The 16,261-nt window shown below is 55.9% G+C and carries 15 protein-coding genes and 2 tRNA genes; 9 read left to right on the top strand and 8 right to left on the bottom strand.

The window, feature by feature from the left end; all coding sequences use genetic code 11:
- Nucleotides 1-28 precede the first annotated feature (28 nt).
- Nucleotides 29-105, top strand: a tRNA-Asp gene (locus WFN61_RS20160).
- Nucleotides 106-178: 73 nt separating this feature from the next.
- Here WFN61_RS20160 and yafC read toward each other — a convergent pair.
- Nucleotides 179-1,078: a DNA-binding transcriptional regulator YafC gene (yafC, locus tag WFN61_RS20155; protein ID WP_312235592.1), complete on the bottom strand. Its 900-nt coding sequence runs from the start codon at nucleotides 1,076-1,078 to the stop codon at nucleotides 179-181.
- Between the two features lie 196 nt (nucleotides 1,079-1,274).
- Here yafC and WFN61_RS20150 point away from each other — a divergent pair, with 196 nt between their 5' ends.
- Nucleotides 1,275-2,075, top strand: coding sequence for an endonuclease/exonuclease/phosphatase family protein (locus WFN61_RS20150; protein ID WP_144819246.1), 801 nt, complete (start codon nucleotides 1,275-1,277; stop codon nucleotides 2,073-2,075).
- A 79-nt stretch (nucleotides 2,076-2,154) separates the two neighbouring features.
- Nucleotides 2,155-2,922, top strand: a complete 768-nt coding sequence (locus WFN61_RS20145; RefSeq protein ID WP_337039133.1) for a class I SAM-dependent methyltransferase — start codon at nucleotides 2,155-2,157, stop codon at nucleotides 2,920-2,922.
- Nucleotides 2,923-2,989: 67 nt separating this feature from the next.
- On the opposite strand, the gene mltD is transcribed toward WFN61_RS20145, so the two are convergent.
- Nucleotides 2,990-4,357, bottom strand: a complete 1,368-nt coding sequence (gene mltD, locus WFN61_RS20140) for a murein transglycosylase D (protein WP_257756632.1) — start codon at nucleotides 4,355-4,357, stop codon at nucleotides 2,990-2,992.
- Nucleotides 4,358-4,430: 73 nt separating this feature from the next.
- A complete protein-coding gene (gene gloB, locus WFN61_RS20135) occupies nucleotides 4,431-5,186 on the bottom strand; it encodes a hydroxyacylglutathione hydrolase (protein ID WP_144819252.1) in 756 nt (251 codons plus the stop codon).
- Nucleotides 5,187-5,219: 33 nt separating this feature from the next.
- Here gloB and WFN61_RS20130 point away from each other — a divergent pair, with 33 nt between their 5' ends.
- Complete coding sequence (locus WFN61_RS20130) at nucleotides 5,220-5,936, top strand: class I SAM-dependent methyltransferase (protein ID WP_144819254.1); 717 nt, start codon at nucleotides 5,220-5,222, stop codon at nucleotides 5,934-5,936.
- Here the strand turns inward: WFN61_RS20130 and rnhA are convergent, their stop codons facing one another.
- Complete coding sequence (gene rnhA / locus WFN61_RS20125; RefSeq protein ID WP_312235591.1) at nucleotides 5,937-6,404, bottom strand: ribonuclease HI; 468 nt, start codon at nucleotides 6,402-6,404, stop codon at nucleotides 5,937-5,939.
- A 63-nt stretch (nucleotides 6,405-6,467) separates the two neighbouring features.
- Here rnhA and dnaQ point away from each other — a divergent pair, with 63 nt between their 5' ends.
- Both dnaQ and WFN61_RS20115 read left to right on the top strand, forming a co-directional pair.
- Nucleotides 6,468-7,199 (top strand): DNA polymerase III subunit epsilon, encoded by a 732-nt coding sequence (gene dnaQ, locus WFN61_RS20120; protein ID WP_042396156.1) that lies wholly within the window; start codon nucleotides 6,468-6,470, stop codon nucleotides 7,197-7,199.
- A gap of 132 nt (nucleotides 7,200-7,331) precedes the next feature.
- A tRNA-Asp gene (locus WFN61_RS20115) sits at nucleotides 7,332-7,408 on the top strand.
- Nucleotides 7,409-7,493: 85 nt separating this feature from the next.
- Here WFN61_RS20115 and WFN61_RS20110 read toward each other — a convergent pair.
- Both WFN61_RS20110 and fadE read right to left on the bottom strand, forming a co-directional pair.
- Nucleotides 7,494-8,267, bottom strand: a complete 774-nt coding sequence (locus WFN61_RS20110; RefSeq protein WP_144819258.1) for an amidohydrolase — start codon at nucleotides 8,265-8,267, stop codon at nucleotides 7,494-7,496.
- Nucleotides 8,268-8,378: 111 nt separating this feature from the next.
- Nucleotides 8,379-10,838 (bottom strand): acyl-CoA dehydrogenase FadE, encoded by a 2,460-nt coding sequence (fadE, locus tag WFN61_RS20105; protein ID WP_144819260.1) that lies wholly within the window; start codon nucleotides 10,836-10,838, stop codon nucleotides 8,379-8,381.
- 237 nt (nucleotides 10,839-11,075) lie between these two features.
- Between fadE and lpcA the strand changes: the two genes are divergently transcribed.
- Together lpcA and WFN61_RS20095 are read left to right on the top strand one after the other, a co-directional pair.
- Complete coding sequence (gene lpcA, locus WFN61_RS20100; RefSeq protein ID WP_042396145.1) at nucleotides 11,076-11,657, top strand: D-sedoheptulose 7-phosphate isomerase; 582 nt, start codon at nucleotides 11,076-11,078, stop codon at nucleotides 11,655-11,657.
- 46 nt (nucleotides 11,658-11,703) lie between these two features.
- Entirely contained in the window at nucleotides 11,704-12,471 is a 768-nt protein-coding gene (locus WFN61_RS20095; RefSeq protein WP_042396149.1) for a class II glutamine amidotransferase, read from the top strand.
- On the opposite strand, the gene dpaA is transcribed toward WFN61_RS20095, so the two are convergent.
- Entirely contained in the window at nucleotides 12,442-13,185 is a 744-nt protein-coding gene (gene dpaA, locus WFN61_RS20090) for a peptidoglycan meso-diaminopimelic acid protein amidase (protein WP_144819262.1), read from the bottom strand. The genes WFN61_RS20095 and dpaA overlap by 30 nt on opposite strands.
- A gap of 275 nt (nucleotides 13,186-13,460) precedes the next feature.
- On the opposite strand from dpaA, the gene dinB reads away from it, so the two are divergent.
- Nucleotides 13,461-14,516: a DNA polymerase IV gene (dinB, locus tag WFN61_RS20085; protein WP_337039132.1), complete on the top strand. Its 1,056-nt coding sequence runs from the start codon at nucleotides 13,461-13,463 to the stop codon at nucleotides 14,514-14,516.
- A gap of 85 nt (nucleotides 14,517-14,601) precedes the next feature.
- Here the strand turns inward: dinB and pepD are convergent, their stop codons facing one another.
- Complete coding sequence (gene pepD, locus WFN61_RS20080; protein ID WP_337039131.1) at nucleotides 14,602-16,059, bottom strand: cytosol nonspecific dipeptidase; 1,458 nt, start codon at nucleotides 16,057-16,059, stop codon at nucleotides 14,602-14,604.
- Nucleotides 16,060-16,261: the final 202 nt, after the last annotated feature.

Here is a 16,261-nt window from a genome sequence, read left to right as displayed (position 1 = left end):
TACCCGGTTAGTGACAAAGAAATTCGGTGGAGCGGTAGTTCAGTCGGTTAGAATACCTGCCTGTCACGCAGGGGGTCGCGGGTTCGAGTCCCGTCCGTTCCGCCACTTATTTAAGAAGCCGTATCTCTCACGAGATACGGTTTTTTTTTGCCTGCTATTTACAGCGCAAACGCCAGCTTCAAGGCTGCTGACGCTGTTTCACATACTCACTGAGAAAGTCGACGAAGGCACGGATGCGCGTGCTGACGGCTCTGTCGCTGTAGTAAACCGCGCTGAACGGCATCTCTACCGGCAGACGCTTATCCGCCAGCACCTCAACCAGCTCACCGCTGGCAATCTCCTTATCCGTCATATAGTCAGACAGACAGGCAATACCGTTCCCGGAAAGACAGAGATATTTCAGCGTTTCGCCGCTGTTAGAGGTGATCCCACTGTTGATTTCATATAGCTGCCCATCTTCACAGGCAATCGGCCAGGTATTAAGCGAAACAGGCTCGGTAAAGCCCATGCAGATATGATGCTTAAGGTCATCCACGCTCTGCGGCGTACCGTATTTAGCCAGATAGGCAGGGGAGGCGATCATCCTGCGAGAGCTTTTAAACAAAGGTCGGGCGCGCAGGCTGGAGTCAGTTAGCGTGCCAACACGAATAGCAACGTCAACTTTACGCTCGATCAGGTTAATAAAGGTCTCTGAAGAGACCAGCGAGAGCGTCACCTCCGGATAACGCTCACGGAATGGCTTAATCATAGGCATGAGAAAATGCAACACAACGGGCGTCGCGGCGTCGATACGCAGCAGCCCGCGCGGGATCTGCTGATGCTCCATCACCTCGTTTTCTGCCGCCGCCATCTCCTGAAGAATGAGCTGCACGCGGCGGAAATAGCGCTCACCCTCCTCGGTCAGGCTCAGTTGACGCGTCGTGCGGTTAAGCAAGCTCACGCCCAGCTTGGTCTCCAGCTTCTTTACCGCCCGGCTAACGGCCGAATTGGCTTGGCCTAGCTGCTCAGCGGCACGGCTAAAGCTTCCGCTCTCCACTACGGCGACAAATATAGCCAGCTCTTCTGATGTTGCCTTCATTTTTGCACCTGTAGCAAAATTTTATCTGCATTTTATCGATTTTTGTTATTTAACCATGCGTCTGTATTGGGTGTCACTCAGTTAGCAAAACATCTGTTTTTACATGCAGCGTTGAAAGTGTGCGCTAAAATCCCTATAACAGAGAGAGTGGCCCTGGTATCCAGGGTAAACAGGTTACAGAGGTAAGAAGCCCAAAGTGCGAAAACATACCCATGCCATGCGCTATATCGCGGGACAACCCGCCGAGCGGATCCTGCCGCCCGGGTCATTCGCGACCATTGGCCAGGCATCGCCTCCAGGCGCGCCGCTGAGCCAGGAAGAGAATATCCGCGTTCTGGTGTGGAACATCTTTAAGCAGCAACGCGCAGAGTGGCAGTCGGTACTGCAGAATTTTGGTAAAGATGCCCACCTCGTGCTGCTGCAGGAGGCGCAAACCACGCCTGAGCTTATCCGTTTTGCCACTACCAACTATCTGGCGGCAGATCAGGTCCCGGCCTTTGTGCTGCCTCAGCATCCCTCTGGGGTCATGACGCTAGCCTCGGCGCATCCGGTTTACTGCTGCCCGCTGCGCGAACGTGAGCCGATCCTGCGGCTGGCAAAATCGGCCCTCGTGACGGTCTATCCTCTGCCTGATGGACGCCTGCTGATGGTCGTCAACGTCCATGCGGTCAACTTCAGCCTGGGGGTTGATGTCTATAGCAAGCAGCTGCTGCCTATAGGGGATCAGATCGCCCAACATAATGGCCCGGTGATCATGGCTGGCGATTTCAATGCCTGGAGCCGCCAGCGTATGAATGCGCTCTATCGCTTCTCTCGGGAGATGTCGCTGCGTCAGGTACGCTTTACGGATGACAACCGCCGTCGGGCGTTTGGTCGCCCGCTCGATTTTATCTTCTATCGTGGCCTGAACGTGAATGAAGCCTCAGTGCTGATCACCCGCGCCTCCGATCATAACCCGCTACTCGTTGAATTCAGTCCCGGCAAGCCTGATAAATAGTGGTGCGTCAGGTCTGCCGTAGGGCAGGCCTAAACGCGGGTGCTGCCCTCTTTTTTACTTAACTTAAAAGGACAGCACAATGGCAGAAAAATCCCACCATGATAACGTTGAAGAGCAGTTTGGCTCCCAGGCGAACGCCTACTTAACCAGCGCCGTGCATGCCGTAGGCCGTGATTTAGAGCGGCTGCGCGAGCGTCTCCAGCGCTTCCCTCAAGCCCACCTGTTAGACGTCGGCTGTGGCGGAGGACATGCCAGCTTTACCGCCGCGGCTGTAGTAGGGCAGGTAACGGCGTACGATCTTTCCAGCGATATGCTGGGCGTGGTAGCCGCTGCGGCAAAAGAGAAAGGCCTGGGTAATATCAGCATCCAGCAAGGCTATGCGGAGCATTTACCTTTTGCCGATGAGACCTTTGATGTAGTCATTAGCCGCTATTCAGCGCACCACTGGCAGGATCTTGGCCAGGCCCTGCGTGAGATTAAGCGCGTCCTGAAACCGGGTGGAACGGTATTCCTGATGGATGTGATGTCGCCTGGCGAGCCAGTACGTGATATATGGTTGCAAACGGTTGAAGCGTTGCGCGATACCTCTCACGTGCGCAACTACTCTAGCGGCCAGTGGCTGGCGCAGATTAACGAGGTGGGGCTCACTACCTGTGATTTAGTTACCGATCGACTGGTGCTGGAGTTCTCCTCCTGGATCGCCCGTATGCGGACGCCGGATGCGCTGAGCAAGGCGATTCGGCCCTATCAAAACAGTGCCTCGCAGGCGGTAAAAGCCTATTTTGAGCTGCAAGACAGTGGTTCTTTTACCAGCGATATCGTGTTTATTGAGGCGAAAAAACGCTAATTTACGCAAACAGCAATAAAAAAAGCACCGGGGGAAACGGTGCTTTTTATCTGAAACGGTTTGCTGATCAGGAGTCTGGCGTGGCGCTATCTTTCACAAACAGCGTGAGCTGATCCCCAGGCTGCAAGTTATCCGTACCGTCATTCCAGCGCATCACATCCTTGATATTTACGCCGTAATCTTTCGCAATGCTGGAGAGCGAATCGCCTTTACGCACGCGATACTTAACGCTATCGCTGTTGCTGGCAAGACGCTGTGCGCTGCTGCCTGCACCAACGGTCAGGCTCTGCCCAACCTTCAGGGTTGAACCGCGCAGGCTATTCCATTGCTGGAGATCCTTAGCAGTCACACCCAGGCGTGAAGCAATGCCGGAAAGCGTATCGCCAGAACGTACCTTATAGCTGCGGCTGGTCAGCGGGGTGTTATTCGCCATCAGCGTCGGCTGTACGGCAGCGATTTCACCCGAGGCCAGCGATTCACGCAACTGCTCAGCATGCTTCTGCGGCACCATTACATACTGCGGTCCACCGGAGCCCAGCGTCGAGCCCTTAACGCCAGCGTTAAAGGTTTTCAGCTTGCTTACCGGCATGCCGGCCATATCCGCCAGCTGGCTCATGCCAACCGGACTGTTCAGCCGAACGCGGGCCAGCGCGCGGCTGTCGTCAGGCGTAGGCAGACGAACACCGTAGCGCTTGCTGTTCTTGAGGATATCACTCAAGGCCAGCATTTTTGGCACGTAAATTTTCGTTTCCTGAGGCAAGGAGAGCGACCAGAAATCGGTGGGTTTACCCCGCGATTTATTCGCTTTCATTGCCTTCATGACACGCCCTTCGCCGCTGTTATAGGCAGCCACCGTTAACAACCAGTCGCCGTCAAACATGCGGTTAAGACGCTGCATCATGTCGAGTGCGGCCGTAGTTGATGCCACAACGTCACGACGCGCATCGTAAGTGCGAGTCTGTTTCAAACCGTAGTTGCGCCCCGTGCTCGGAATGATCTGCCAAATGCCTGCGGCATTGGCGCCAGACGTCGCGTGCGGGTTAAAAGCGCTCTCCACTATGGGTAGTAGTACCAGTTCCATAGGCATGTTACGTTTCTTAACTTGCCCTGCTATCCAGTACATATACGGCTCTGCCCGTAAAGTTACATCGTGGAGATAGCTCTTGTTGCTTAAATACTTCTGTTTCTGTTCGCGAATCCGGTCATTTTCCGGAATTCCCATCTTTAGCTCGTCGCCAATGGCAGCCCATAAGTCCTGATCCTGCGCGAGGGATGTTCCATCGTCCATCCACCGCGCCTGACTTGTAAACTGACCTGCTTCCCCTTGACTAGCTGCAGAAAGGCTCTGTGCGTGCTGTTGTACGTTGCCGTCGTGATTAGACGCCTGACAACCCACGAGCAGGACAGAGGCGAGTAATATCGCTTGTGCCTTCATGTGTGTGAGTCAATAGTTGCTTAAAAGACGAGCAATCATAACGGCGAAGGATCCAGATGACAAGTATGAAATTTCAGAAAGCGTCTTTCTTTGACCTCAACCATGCAAAACGTGTATTAGGCTGTTGCAAAGTTGTTTCTTTGGCAATAACAGTAATTAAATCAGGATCTTCAGTGCGTAGAAAAACATTAATCCGGCGCTCATTTTCCAGCGTAACGGGCAGCGTTGGGTGGTTTTTTGCCCGTAACTGCTTCACTTTATTAAGATAATCCTCAATAGCCGCGTCATTGGGCAGAATATGCTGGGCAAACTTCATATTCGTTAATGTATATTCATGCGCGCAACATATAACCGTTTCACCGGGAAGTGCGTTAATTTTTTGAAAAGATTGATACATCTGATCCGCAGTACCTTCGAAAAGTCTGCCACAGCCGCCTGAAAACAGCGTGTCGCCGCAAAAAAGGTAAGGAATTGTGTAGTAAGAGAGGTGGCCTAGCGTATGGCCCGGCGTTGCAAAAACAGAAAATTCGTAGCCCAAAAGAGTGAGCTTATCCCCCTCGACTACGCATTTCGTTGCCCCTTTATTTCGTGTCTCTTCCGGCCCATATACCACTGCGTCCGGGAACTGCTGGCAGAGTTCTTTCACGCCGCCAACGTGATCGTGGTGGTGGTGGGTGAGCAGAATCGCTTTGGGCTGCCACTGGTTTTCTTGAATTGCCTTAAGCACCGGAGCCGCTTCGCCCGGATCGACAATCACACAGTGACCCTCGTCATTGCTTAACACCCAGATGTAGTTATCCTGAAATGCGGGAATACTGTTAAGATTCATATAATACCTCTCAAAGCGTAGCGGAAGGTTGTGATGAAACCGGCAAGGATACCTCGAACGTTGTCAGCACCCGCCCACTGGGCTGAGTTTTCCCGTGGCGAATACTACCGCGAGGCGCTGGAACAGCAGCTTAAGCCCTGGTTCGCAAAAATCTACGGATTTCACCTGCTTAAGATTGGCAATCTCAGCGCGGAAATCAATGCCGAAAGCTGCGCTATCTCGCATCAGGTTAATGTCTCACTGCAGGGCGAGCCTGCGCAGGTCAGAGCCGATCCGCTGCATCTTCCCTTTGAGAATAAATCCGTGGACGCCTGCCTGCTGGCCCATACCTTAAGCTGGTGCCAGGATCCCCATCGCCTGTTAAATGAGGCCGATCGCGTGTTGATTGACGATGGCTGGCTGATACTGAGCGGGTTTAACCCCGTCAGCCTGCTTGGATTGCGCAAGGCATTGCCCATCAAGCGTCGGTCAGCGGTCTACCGCAGCCGGATGTTTACCATGATGCGCCAGCTCGACTGGCTATCGCTGCTCAACTTCGAAGTTGTGCATCATAGCGGTTTTCAGGTGCTGCCCTGGACCCGGCAGGGGGGAAAAGTACTGACTACCCATCTGCCGGCGCTGGGCTGTATGCAGCTTATCGTTGCCCGCAAGCGGACTATCCCGCTAACGCTCAACCCGATGAAGCAGAGTAAAGCGAAAGCACGGGTGCCTCAGGCGGTTGGTGCAACCCGTCAGTACCGCAAACCCTGATTAGCTCTCGGACTGATAGCCCACGTCTTCTTGAGTTGGATTCATAGCGGCGCTACGGGCCAGCTCGTCGCAGCGTTCGTTTTCCGGATGGCCCGCGTGGCCTTTAACCCACTCCCAGCGGATCTGATGCTGGCTGAGTGCCGCATCCAGCCGCTTCCAGAGATCGACATTCTTCACCGGTTTCTTATCGGCCGTTTTCCAGCCGCGCTTTTTCCAGTTGTGGATCCACTGGGTGATCCCCTGGCGGACGTACTGGCTATCGGTGCTCAGCACCACTTCGCAGTGCTCTTTCAGCGCTTCAAGAGAGACGATGGCCGCCATCAGCTCCATCCGGTTGTTGGTCGTAAGACGATATCCTTCGCTGAAGGTTCTTTCATGCTGTTGATAGCGTAAAATAGCACCGTAGCCGCCTGGCCCTGGGTTCCCTAAGCAAGATCCATCGGTGAAAATTTCTACCTGTTTGAGCATCTCTGGTAGACTTCCTGTAGTTGAAATCGACGTAAAACGACAAGTCTGACATAAATGACCGCTATGAGCACTGCAATTACACGACAGATCGTCCTTGATACGGAAACCACCGGTATGAACCAGATCGGTGCCCACTATGAAGGACATAAGATTATTGAAATCGGCGCGGTAGAGGTGATCAACCGCCGCCTGACCGGCAATAACTTCCACGTCTACCTTAAGCCGGATCGGCTGGTGGATCCGGAAGCCTTTGGCGTGCACGGGATTGCAGATGAGTTTTTGCTGGATAAGCCGCTGTTCAGCGACGTCGCCGATGAGTTTATCGACTACATACGCGGCGCTGAGCTGGTGATCCACAACGCATCGTTTGATATTGGCTTTATGGACTATGAGTTCAGCAAGCTGAACCGGGGCATTCCTAAAACGGACACCTTCTGTAAGGTGACCGATAGCCTGGCGATGGCAAGGAAGATGTTCCCCGGCAAGCGCAACAGCCTGGATGCCCTCTGCTCACGCTATGAGATAGATAACAGCAAGCGAACGCTGCACGGGGCGCTGCTCGATGCCCAGATCCTCGCCGACGTCTTCTTAATGATGACGGGCGGGCAGACCGCTATGGCGTTCTCCGTCGAAGGGGAGAATCAGCAGGCGCAGGGCGAGGCCACTATTCAGCGCGTTGTGCGTCGGGCCAATTCGCTTCGCGTGGTATTAGCCAGCGATGAAGAGGTGATGGCGCATGAGTCGCGTCTCGATCTGGTGCAAAAGAAGGGCGGTTCCTGCCTGTGGCGGGCCTGAAACCTCTTGTTTTGTGGATAAAAACAGCGCCCGGGCGATTTTTGCAGCAAACGATGCAAAAGCCGTGAAAAAGCGTTGACGGCGTGCGAGGCAATACGTACTATTCGCCTCGTTCCCAAGGGAACACAACGCGGAGCGGTAGTTCAGTCGGTTAGAATACCTGCCTGTCACGCAGGGGGTCGCGGGTTCGAGTCCCGTCCGTTCCGCCACTATTCAGAAGGCCTGAGTCAGCAATGATTCAGGCCTTCGTCGTTTTTGTTCTCCAAACGGGCAGCGGCGTACCCGTTAGTGACATCACTTCTCCAGCGTAAAGGGATCGGCATCCTGCCAGGCCGGGAACTTTTCGCGATAATCTTTCAGTGCGGCCAGCGACAGCTCGGCATCAATACGTGTCGCCTGATGTGGCTCGGCGGTAGCGAGGATCTCACCCTGTGGGCTGACAATTCGGCTGTCGCCGCGATAGTGATGCCCGTTGCCGTCGGTGCCGACGCGGTTACAGCCCGCAACATAGGCCTGGTTCTCAATGGCCCGTGCCACCAGCAGCGCCTGCCAGTGCAGCGAACGCGGCGCAGGCCAGTTAGCTACGTACAGGGCGAGGTCATAGTCGTTGCGGTTGCGTGACCAGACCGGGAAGCGCAGGTCGTAGCAGACCAGAGGCAGAATGCGCCAGCCACGCCACTCAAACACCACGCGCTCGGTACCGGCTTCGTAGTGGTGATGCTCATCAGCCATGCGAAACAGATGACGCTTATCATAGCTATGCACCTTGCCCTCCGGCTCAACCAGCAGGAAGCGGTTTACCGGCCCGCGCTCGCTCTGCAGCGCTGCGCTACCGGCAACCAGGGCATTGGTCTGCTGGGCTTTGGCCTGCATCCATGCAATCACTTCACTCTGCGGCAGCGACTGCTGCGCGGCCTGCATAGCAAAACCCGTCGTGAACATCTCCGGCAGAACGATAACGTCGCGCCCGATAATCGTTTCCAGTTGGCGATCGAAGTGCCGCAGATTAGCCGGGCCATCCATCCACACCAGCGGCTGTTGCAACAGCGTAATTTTAAAACCAGGCACGATGAGTCTCCCCATTTTTGTAGCGTCCGAACACTCTACCACGGCAAAACGTGAATGTGTGGCAATAAAAAACCCTGCCCGGAGGCAGGGTCGGTTGCAGCACAGATAACGTTACGCGGCTTCGATTTTACGCACTTTTTCCGGCAGCATAGGGAGCAGGGGCTTGACCGGCTGGGTAGCCAGCGCGTCTGCCTCAAAATCATCCACGTTGATACTGCGCAGGCGGCTCTCTTCGGCTTTGGTCAGGATCCGCGCTTCGTCAGCACTGATGATCCCTTTATCGAGCGCCTCTTTAGCCAGCGTATCCAGACGGGTAAACGGCAGGTTTTTACCGAACTCTTTACAGATGCGCTGGTGGATCGGATCCGCAGCCATCACGTCCAGCAGGGCGTCTTCCAGCAGGCCGACAGGGTTATGCTCGCTGGCCGTCAGGTACTGACCGCGGCCAATGCGGGAGCGGGTGGCACACGGTGTTTGCAGGATCTTCGCCACCGCATGGTCCAGCCTGTCCGACGGGGCAAGGTAGTGACGCCCGGTAGGGAAGATGGTCGCGCGGAGCAGGGCGGCAACGCCACGGTTCGGGAAGTTTGCCAGCAGGTCGTCCATCGCTTGCTCAGCCTTGTAGAGCGCATCCTGCACGCCCCAGTGGACCAGCGGCAGATCGGCTTCGTGACGGCCTTCATCGTCGTAGCGTTTCAGCGTCGCGCTGGCGAGGAAGATCTGGCTCAGAATATCCCCCAGACGTGCCGAGATGCGTTCCCGACGTTTCAGGCTACCGCCCAACACCGCCATCGAGACATCCGACAGCATCGCCAGGTTGGCGCTCATGCGATTAAGGTGCTGATAGTAGCGGCGGGTCGCATCCCCGGTTGGCGTGCTGCTGGTCAGGCCGCGAGTCAGGCCAAGCCAGAAGCTGCGCACCGTGTTGCTGCCCACGTGGCCGATGTGTTTGAACAGCAGCTTATCGAAAGCGTTAAGATCGTTGCTCTGAGCAGCGGCCATCTCATCCAGTACATAAGGGTGGCAGCGGATCGCCCCCTGGCCGAAGATCATCATACTGCGGGTAAGGATGTTAGCCCCTTCCACGGTGATAGCGATCGGTGCGCCCTGGTAGTTGCGGGCAAGGAAGTTGCCCTCACCGAGCATAATACCTTTGCCGCCAGCGATATCCATGGCATCAATAATCGACTGCTGACCACGGTGGGTACAGTGATATTTGACGATAGCAGAGAGCACCGCAGGTTTTTCACCAAGTACGATGGCGTAGGTGATCAGCGACGCGGCGGCATCCATCACGTAGGCGTTACCGGCAATGCGTGCCAGCGGCTCCTCGATGCCTTCCATCTTGCCAATGGCGATACGGAACTGGCGACGAATGTGAGCGTAAGCGCCGATACCCATCGCAGCCGACTTCAGACCACCCGTAGAGTTGGACGGCAAGGTAATGCCGCGGCCTACCGACAGGCACTCCACCAGCATCCGCCAGCCCTGACCGGCCATTTTTGGCCCGCCAATGATGTAGTCAATGGGTACAAAGATATCCTGTCCGCGGGTCGGACCGTTCTGGAATGGAACGTTAAGCGGGAAGTGGCGACGGCCAATCTCCACGCCGGGCGTGTTGGTAGGGATCAGCGCACAGGTAATGCCCAGCTCTTCGTCGCCGCCCAGCAGTTTTTCCGGGTCGGAGAGTTTAAACGCCAGGCCCAGCACGGTCGCGATGGGGGCCAGCGTGATATAGCGTTTGTTCCAGGTCAGGCGCATGCCGAGCACCTGCTCGCCCTGCCACTCGCCCATGCAGACGACACCGGTATCCGGGATAGCACCGGCATCGGAACCCGCTTCCGGGCTGGTCAGTGCAAAGCAGGGGATCTCATCCCCACGGGCCAGACGCGGCAGATAATGGTTTTTCTGCTCTTCGGTACCGTAGTGTTGCAGCAATTCGCCTGGGCCTAAGGAGTTAGGCACGCCGACGGTGATGGCCAGAATACCAGAGACGCCAGAGAGCTTCTGCAGCACGCGAGACTGGGCATAGGCCGAGAACTCAAGGCCGCCGTACTCTTTTTTGATGATCATCGCAAAGAAGCGGTGCTCTTTCAGATACGCCCACAGTTCGGGAGGCAGGTCGGCCATCTCATGGGTGATCTGAAAATCATTCGCCATGCGGCAGGCCTCTTCCACCGGCCCGTCAATAAACGCCTGCTCTTCGGCCGTCAGGCGCGGCTGCGGATAGCTATGCAGCTTTTTCCAGTCCGGATTACCACGGAACAGATCGCCTTCCCACCATGTGGTCCCGGCGTCAATGGCCTCTTTCTCGGTGCGCGACATCGGCGGCATTACCTTGCGGAAGCCACGAAATGCCGGGGCGGAGATCATCGATTTACGCATCGCGGGCAGATTGAACGGCACCAGGATAATGGCGAGCGGTACCAGCACCCAGATAGACCACAGGCCGGAAACGCCGAGCGCGGCGGTCCAGGCCAGCAGGATCAGGCTACTTAAAAACAGGCTGACGCGATGGTAAAACAGCGCGCCAATCAGTACGACGGTTGCGATAAGACTCAAAATCATCATAAACAATTGCTCCCTGGCTTGTAGGAGGTCTGACCACTTAGGATGTTATTGTTGTAGTGGATGCGACTATATTTAGCAATGTGTTTACAAAGTAATTACAACCTGGTTCACATTGTTGATGATGATGAGAGCACGTATACCTAAAACGTCCGGTGATAAGTGTGGCTTTAGCTTCTCGCGTGTGGTGCTATCCGGTAAACTGCGCACGTAAAATTTATCTATTCTGAAGGACATCTTATGTACCAGGATCTGATTCGTAACGAACTGAATGAAGCAGCAGAGACGCTGGCTAACTTTCTGCAGGATGACGCCAATATTCACGCCATCCAGCGCGCCGCGGTACTGCTGGCCGACAGCTTCAAAGCCGGTGGCAAAGTGCTCTCCTGCGGCAACGGCGGTTCCCACTGTGATGCGATGCATTTTGCCGAAGAGCTGACCGGTCGCTACCGCGAGAACCGTCCGGGCTACCCGGCTATCGCTATCTCTGACGTCAGCCACATCTCCTGCGTCGGTAACGACTTTGGCTACGACTACATCTTCTCCCGCTATGTAGAAGCGGTAGGCCGCGAGGGCGACGTGCTGCTGGGTATCTCCACCTCCGGCAACTCCGGCAACGTCATCAAAGCCATCGACGCTGCGCGCGCAAAAGGGATGAAGGTAATTACCCTGACTGGCAAAGACGGCGGCAAAATGGCCGGTAGCGCCGACATTGAGATCCGCGTTCCGCACTTTGGCTACGCCGACCGCATTCAGGAAATTCATATCAAAGTGATCCACATCTTGATTCAGCTGATCGAAAAAGAGATGGTGAAGGCTTAAGACGTCGTACGGGGGCTAGGCCCCCGATAAGCTGTGGAGGTGTTGTATGTGCGAACTGCTCGGGATGAGCGCCAATGTGCCTACCGATATTTGCTTTAGTTTTACCGGGCTGGTTCAGCGGGGTGGGGGAACCGGGCCGCACAAAGACGGCTGGGGCATCACCTTTTACGAAGGCAAGGGCTGTCGCACGTTCAAAGATCCGCAGCCCAGCTACAACTCTCCGATAGCGAAACTGGTTCAGGATTACCCGATTAAGTCTTGTTCAGTGGTGGCCCATATTCGTCAGGCCAATCGGGGAGAGGTGTCGCTGGAGAATACCCATCCCTTTACCCGCGAGCTGTGGGGACGCAACTGGACCTACGCCCACAACGGGCAGCTGACGGGGTATAAAACGCTGGAGACCGGCAACTTCCGTCCGGTTGGCGAGACCGACAGCGAGAAGGCGTTTTGCTGGCTGCTGCATAAGCTCACCGCCCGCTATCCGCGCACGCCAGGCAATATGGCGGCGGTGTTTAAGTACATTGCCTCGTTGGCGGGGGAGCTGCGTGAGAAGGGCGTGTTCAATATGCTGCTGTCGGACGGACGCTACGTGATGGCATTCTGCTCAACGAATCTGTTCTGGATCACCCGTAGAGCGCCGTTTGGCGTAGCCAAGCTGCTGGATCAGGATGTTGAGATCGACTTTCAAAAAGAGACCACGCCCAATGACGTGGTCTCTGTGATTGCTACCCAGCCGCTTACCGGCAATGAAACCTGGCACAAGATCATGCCAGGGGAGTGGGTGCTATTTTGTCTCGGGGAGCGTGTAGTTTGATGCCAGCTGAGGCTGGATCGCGCCGCTGTTGTTAAGCGGCTTGCTCACCACATAACGGCCATCCACCACCGAGACGACCGGCGGCTGGTGGAGGGTATTGAAGTAGTCATAGCCTGGCTTCAGCTGCTTCCAGAAGTCCGCATAGTAAGAGTTCTTATGGCGCGCCATATTAGCGTCGGTCATGCGGAACGGATAGATGCTTACCTGCACGCCCTGCTGGCCAAACACCAGTGCGCCGGTGACGAACTGGAAGATCTCATCGATACCGGAATCGGTCATGGCGTAACAGCCTACCGAAACACATGCCCCGTGGATCATCAGGTATTTTCCTTCATAGCCGTGCGAGCGATCGTAGGCATTAGGGAAGCCGATGTTGATCGCCTTATAGAAGCGGCTATCCGGCTTAAGCTGGCTGCGCTGAACGGTATAGAACCCTTCCGGACTTTTGAAATCGCCCTGACGCTGTTTCGGACCGAGACCGCCGGAGTAGTTACAGATCTTGTAGCTATCCATCAGCTGGTACTGCTCGCCCATCTTGACGTACAGCTCAAGCGTGCGCTCTTCCTTAAAGATCTGGATATAGACCGGGGAACCCATTAACTGCTGCTTGTATTCTTTACTAACGGGCGTTGTTGAGCTGTTGCTGCTGAGCAGGCCGGCAAACGAGACGCACGGTATTGTAAGCATCGCAATGAATAATGCGATTATGCGCATACTACTTGTTCCTTGATAAAGCGGTTACCATATTGCCAGGACGGCAAAAGAGATCCGAAATAAGACTAATCTGTATTAGGAGCGCTCACATTATCACCCCCATATTTTTTCGCAAGCCCGCCAGGCGGAGTTTACAAATTGTTTTGCTCAGGCCCCATCATACCGCTATTCAAGACCGTTAGCTAAGCTTGTGCATAAGCGGTGCTTCTCATTTTATCCGCAAAGGCTGTATACTTATCCAGTGAGGGCAGAGACTTCCCAGGCAAACTAAGCAGATGCGAAAAATAATACATGTTGATATGGACTGCTTTTTCGCAGCGGTTGAGATGCGCGACAATCCCGCCCTGCGAAATATCCCTATCGCCATCGGCGGAAGCCGTGAGCGGCGGGGCGTCATCAGCACCGCGAACTACCCGGCGCGCAAGTTTGGCGTCCGCAGCGCGATGCCTACCGGAATGGCGCTCAAGCTCTGCCCGCATCTCACCCTGTTGCCGGGGCGCTTCGATGCCTATAAAGAAGCCTCGCGGCATATTCAGGCGATCTTCTCCCGCTATACCTCACGCATTGAACCTCTCTCGCTGGATGAAGCCTTTCTCGACGTGACCGACAGCGTGCACTGCCACGGCTCGGCCACCCTGATGGCCCAGGAGATCCGCCAGAGCATCTTTAACGAGCTGCAGCTCACCGCCTCGGCGGGCGTTGCGCCAGTTAAGTTTCTGGCTAAGATCGCCTCTGACCTCAACAAGCCCAACGGCCAGTACGTCATTACCCCGGACGAGGTGCCCGCCTTTCTGAAGACGCTGCCGCTGGCGAAGATCCCGGGCGTGGGCAAAGTCTCGGCCGCAAAGCTGGAGACGCTCGGCCTGCGCACCTGCGAAGACGTGCAGAAGAGCGATCTCGCCATGCTCCTCAAACGCTTCGGAAAGTTTGGCCGCGTGCTCTGGGAGCGTAGCCAGGGCATTGACGAGCGAGAGATCACCGGTGAGCGGCTGCGCAAGTCGGTGGGCGTGGAACGAACCCTGGCGGAAGATATCCACGAATGGGAGGAGTGTGTGGCGATTATCGAGCGCCTCTACCCGGAGCTGGAGCGGCGGCTGGCCGCCGTTAAGCCGGATCTGCTGATCGCCCGTCAGGGGGTAAAGCTCAAGTTTAACGATTTTCAGCAGACTACCCAGGAGCACGTCTGGCCGCAGCTGAATAAAGAGGATCTGATCGCCACTGCCCGTAATGTATGGGATGAGCGGCGGGGAGAGCGAGGCGTACGGCTGGTGGGATTGCATGTGACGCTGCTCGATCCGCAGCTTGAAAGGCAGTTAGTGCTGGGGTTGTAAAAAGCCCGGCGGCGTAATGCCTACCGGGCCTGTAGCTCGATCTCTGTAGGCCCGGTAAGGCGAAGCCGCCACCGGGCGTTACTGTCTATTTCGCTGGAATGGACTTCAGCAGTTCGGTCAGCAGGGTCCAGTACTGGCCCACGCTTTCAATGTGTACCTGCTCATCCGGAGAGTGCGGACCGGTGATGGTTGGCCCAATAGAGACCATGTCCATATCCGGGTACGGCTTTTTGAACAGGCCGCACTCAAGACCAGCGTGGATCACCTGGATGTTCGGCGTTTTGTCGAACAGACGCTGATAGGTTTCACGCACCAGCTGCATTACCGGAGATTTTGCATCCGGCTGCCAGCCTGGATAGCTGCCTTTCGCCGAGGTCTGCGCGCCTGCCAGCGTGCCTAACGACTCCAGCATGCTGACCACGTACTCTTTACCACTGTCGATCAGGGAGCGGATCAGGCAGATGATCTCTGCGCTCTCGTCCTGCATGGTCACCACGCCCACGTTCAGGGAGGTTTCCACCACGCCTTTCGCGACGTCAGAGTTGCGGATCACGCCGTTCGGCGTGGCGTTCAGCAGTTGAACAAACGCGTCGCGGGAAGCGGTCGTCAGCGCGGCTTTATCAGAGGCAACGCTCTCCAGCTGCACGGTCAGGTTCTTCTCTTTGATCGCCAGTTCGTTGGTCAGGATAGCCTGGTACGCCTCCGCCAGCGTCTTCAGCTGTTCAGCTTTATCTGCGGCAACGGCAACGGTGGCGAAAGCTTCGCGTGGAATCGCGTTACGCAGCGTGCCGCCGTTGAAGTCCAGCAGACGCAGATCCAGCTCGGCAGCGTGGCCAGCGAGGAAGCGGGCCAGCAGCTTGTTAGCGTTGCCAAGACCGAGGTGGATATCGCCGCCGGAGTGGCCGCCTTTCAGGCCCTTCAGCGTCAGGCGGAAGGTCTCCAAGCCAGCGGGAACCGCTTCGCGGGAGAGAGCCAGCGTGGAGATAAAGTCGATGCCGCCAGCACAGCCCATGTAGATCTCACCCTCTTCTTCAGAGTCGGTGTTGATCAGGATATCAGCCTGTAACCAGCCAGCCTGCAGACCAAATGCGCCGTCCATACCGGCTTCTTCAGTCATGGTCAGCAGTACTTCCAGCGGGCCGTGAGCCACAGCGTCGTCTGCCAGCACCGCCAGCGCCGAGGCCATGCCGATACCGTTATCCGCGCCCAGGGTCGTGCCGCGGGCTTTTACCCACTCGCCGTCAACGTAGGGCTGAATCGGATCGACGGTAAAGTCGTGCACGGTGTCGTGATTTTTCTGCGGCACCATATCCAGGTGCGCCTGTAACACCACCGGCTTGCGGTTTTCCATGCCAGCGGTGGCAGGTTTGCGGATCAGGATGTTGCCGACCTGGTCGCGCTCGGCATGAAAGCCTTTCTCTTTCGCCCAGCCCATAACGTGTTCAGCAAGCTGTTCTTCATGATAAGAGGGGTGCGGAATAGAGCAGATCTTGGCAAAAATATCCCACAGCGGCTGGGGGGATAGTTGAGACAGTTCAGACATAATGATTCTCCATGTCAATGGCCTGCAGAACAAGGGGGCAGGGCACAGGATTAGCGATAACAGAGCATCACGCGCTATGCGGGTGAGAGAAATTCAGAATACCACTTTATTGCCTGTCTGAGTGTGACACGTGTAAAAAGCACAGGGCGGGCCGCGTAATACTGGTTTTTAGTGCGTCAGATCTCTATAATCTCGCGCAACC

The sequence above is a fragment of the Pseudescherichia sp. AS216 genome (genome assembly GCF_037152055.1).
GTDB lineage: Bacteria > Pseudomonadota > Gammaproteobacteria > Enterobacterales > Enterobacteriaceae > Pseudescherichia.
This window is presented reverse-complemented; position numbering and strand designations above follow the sequence as displayed.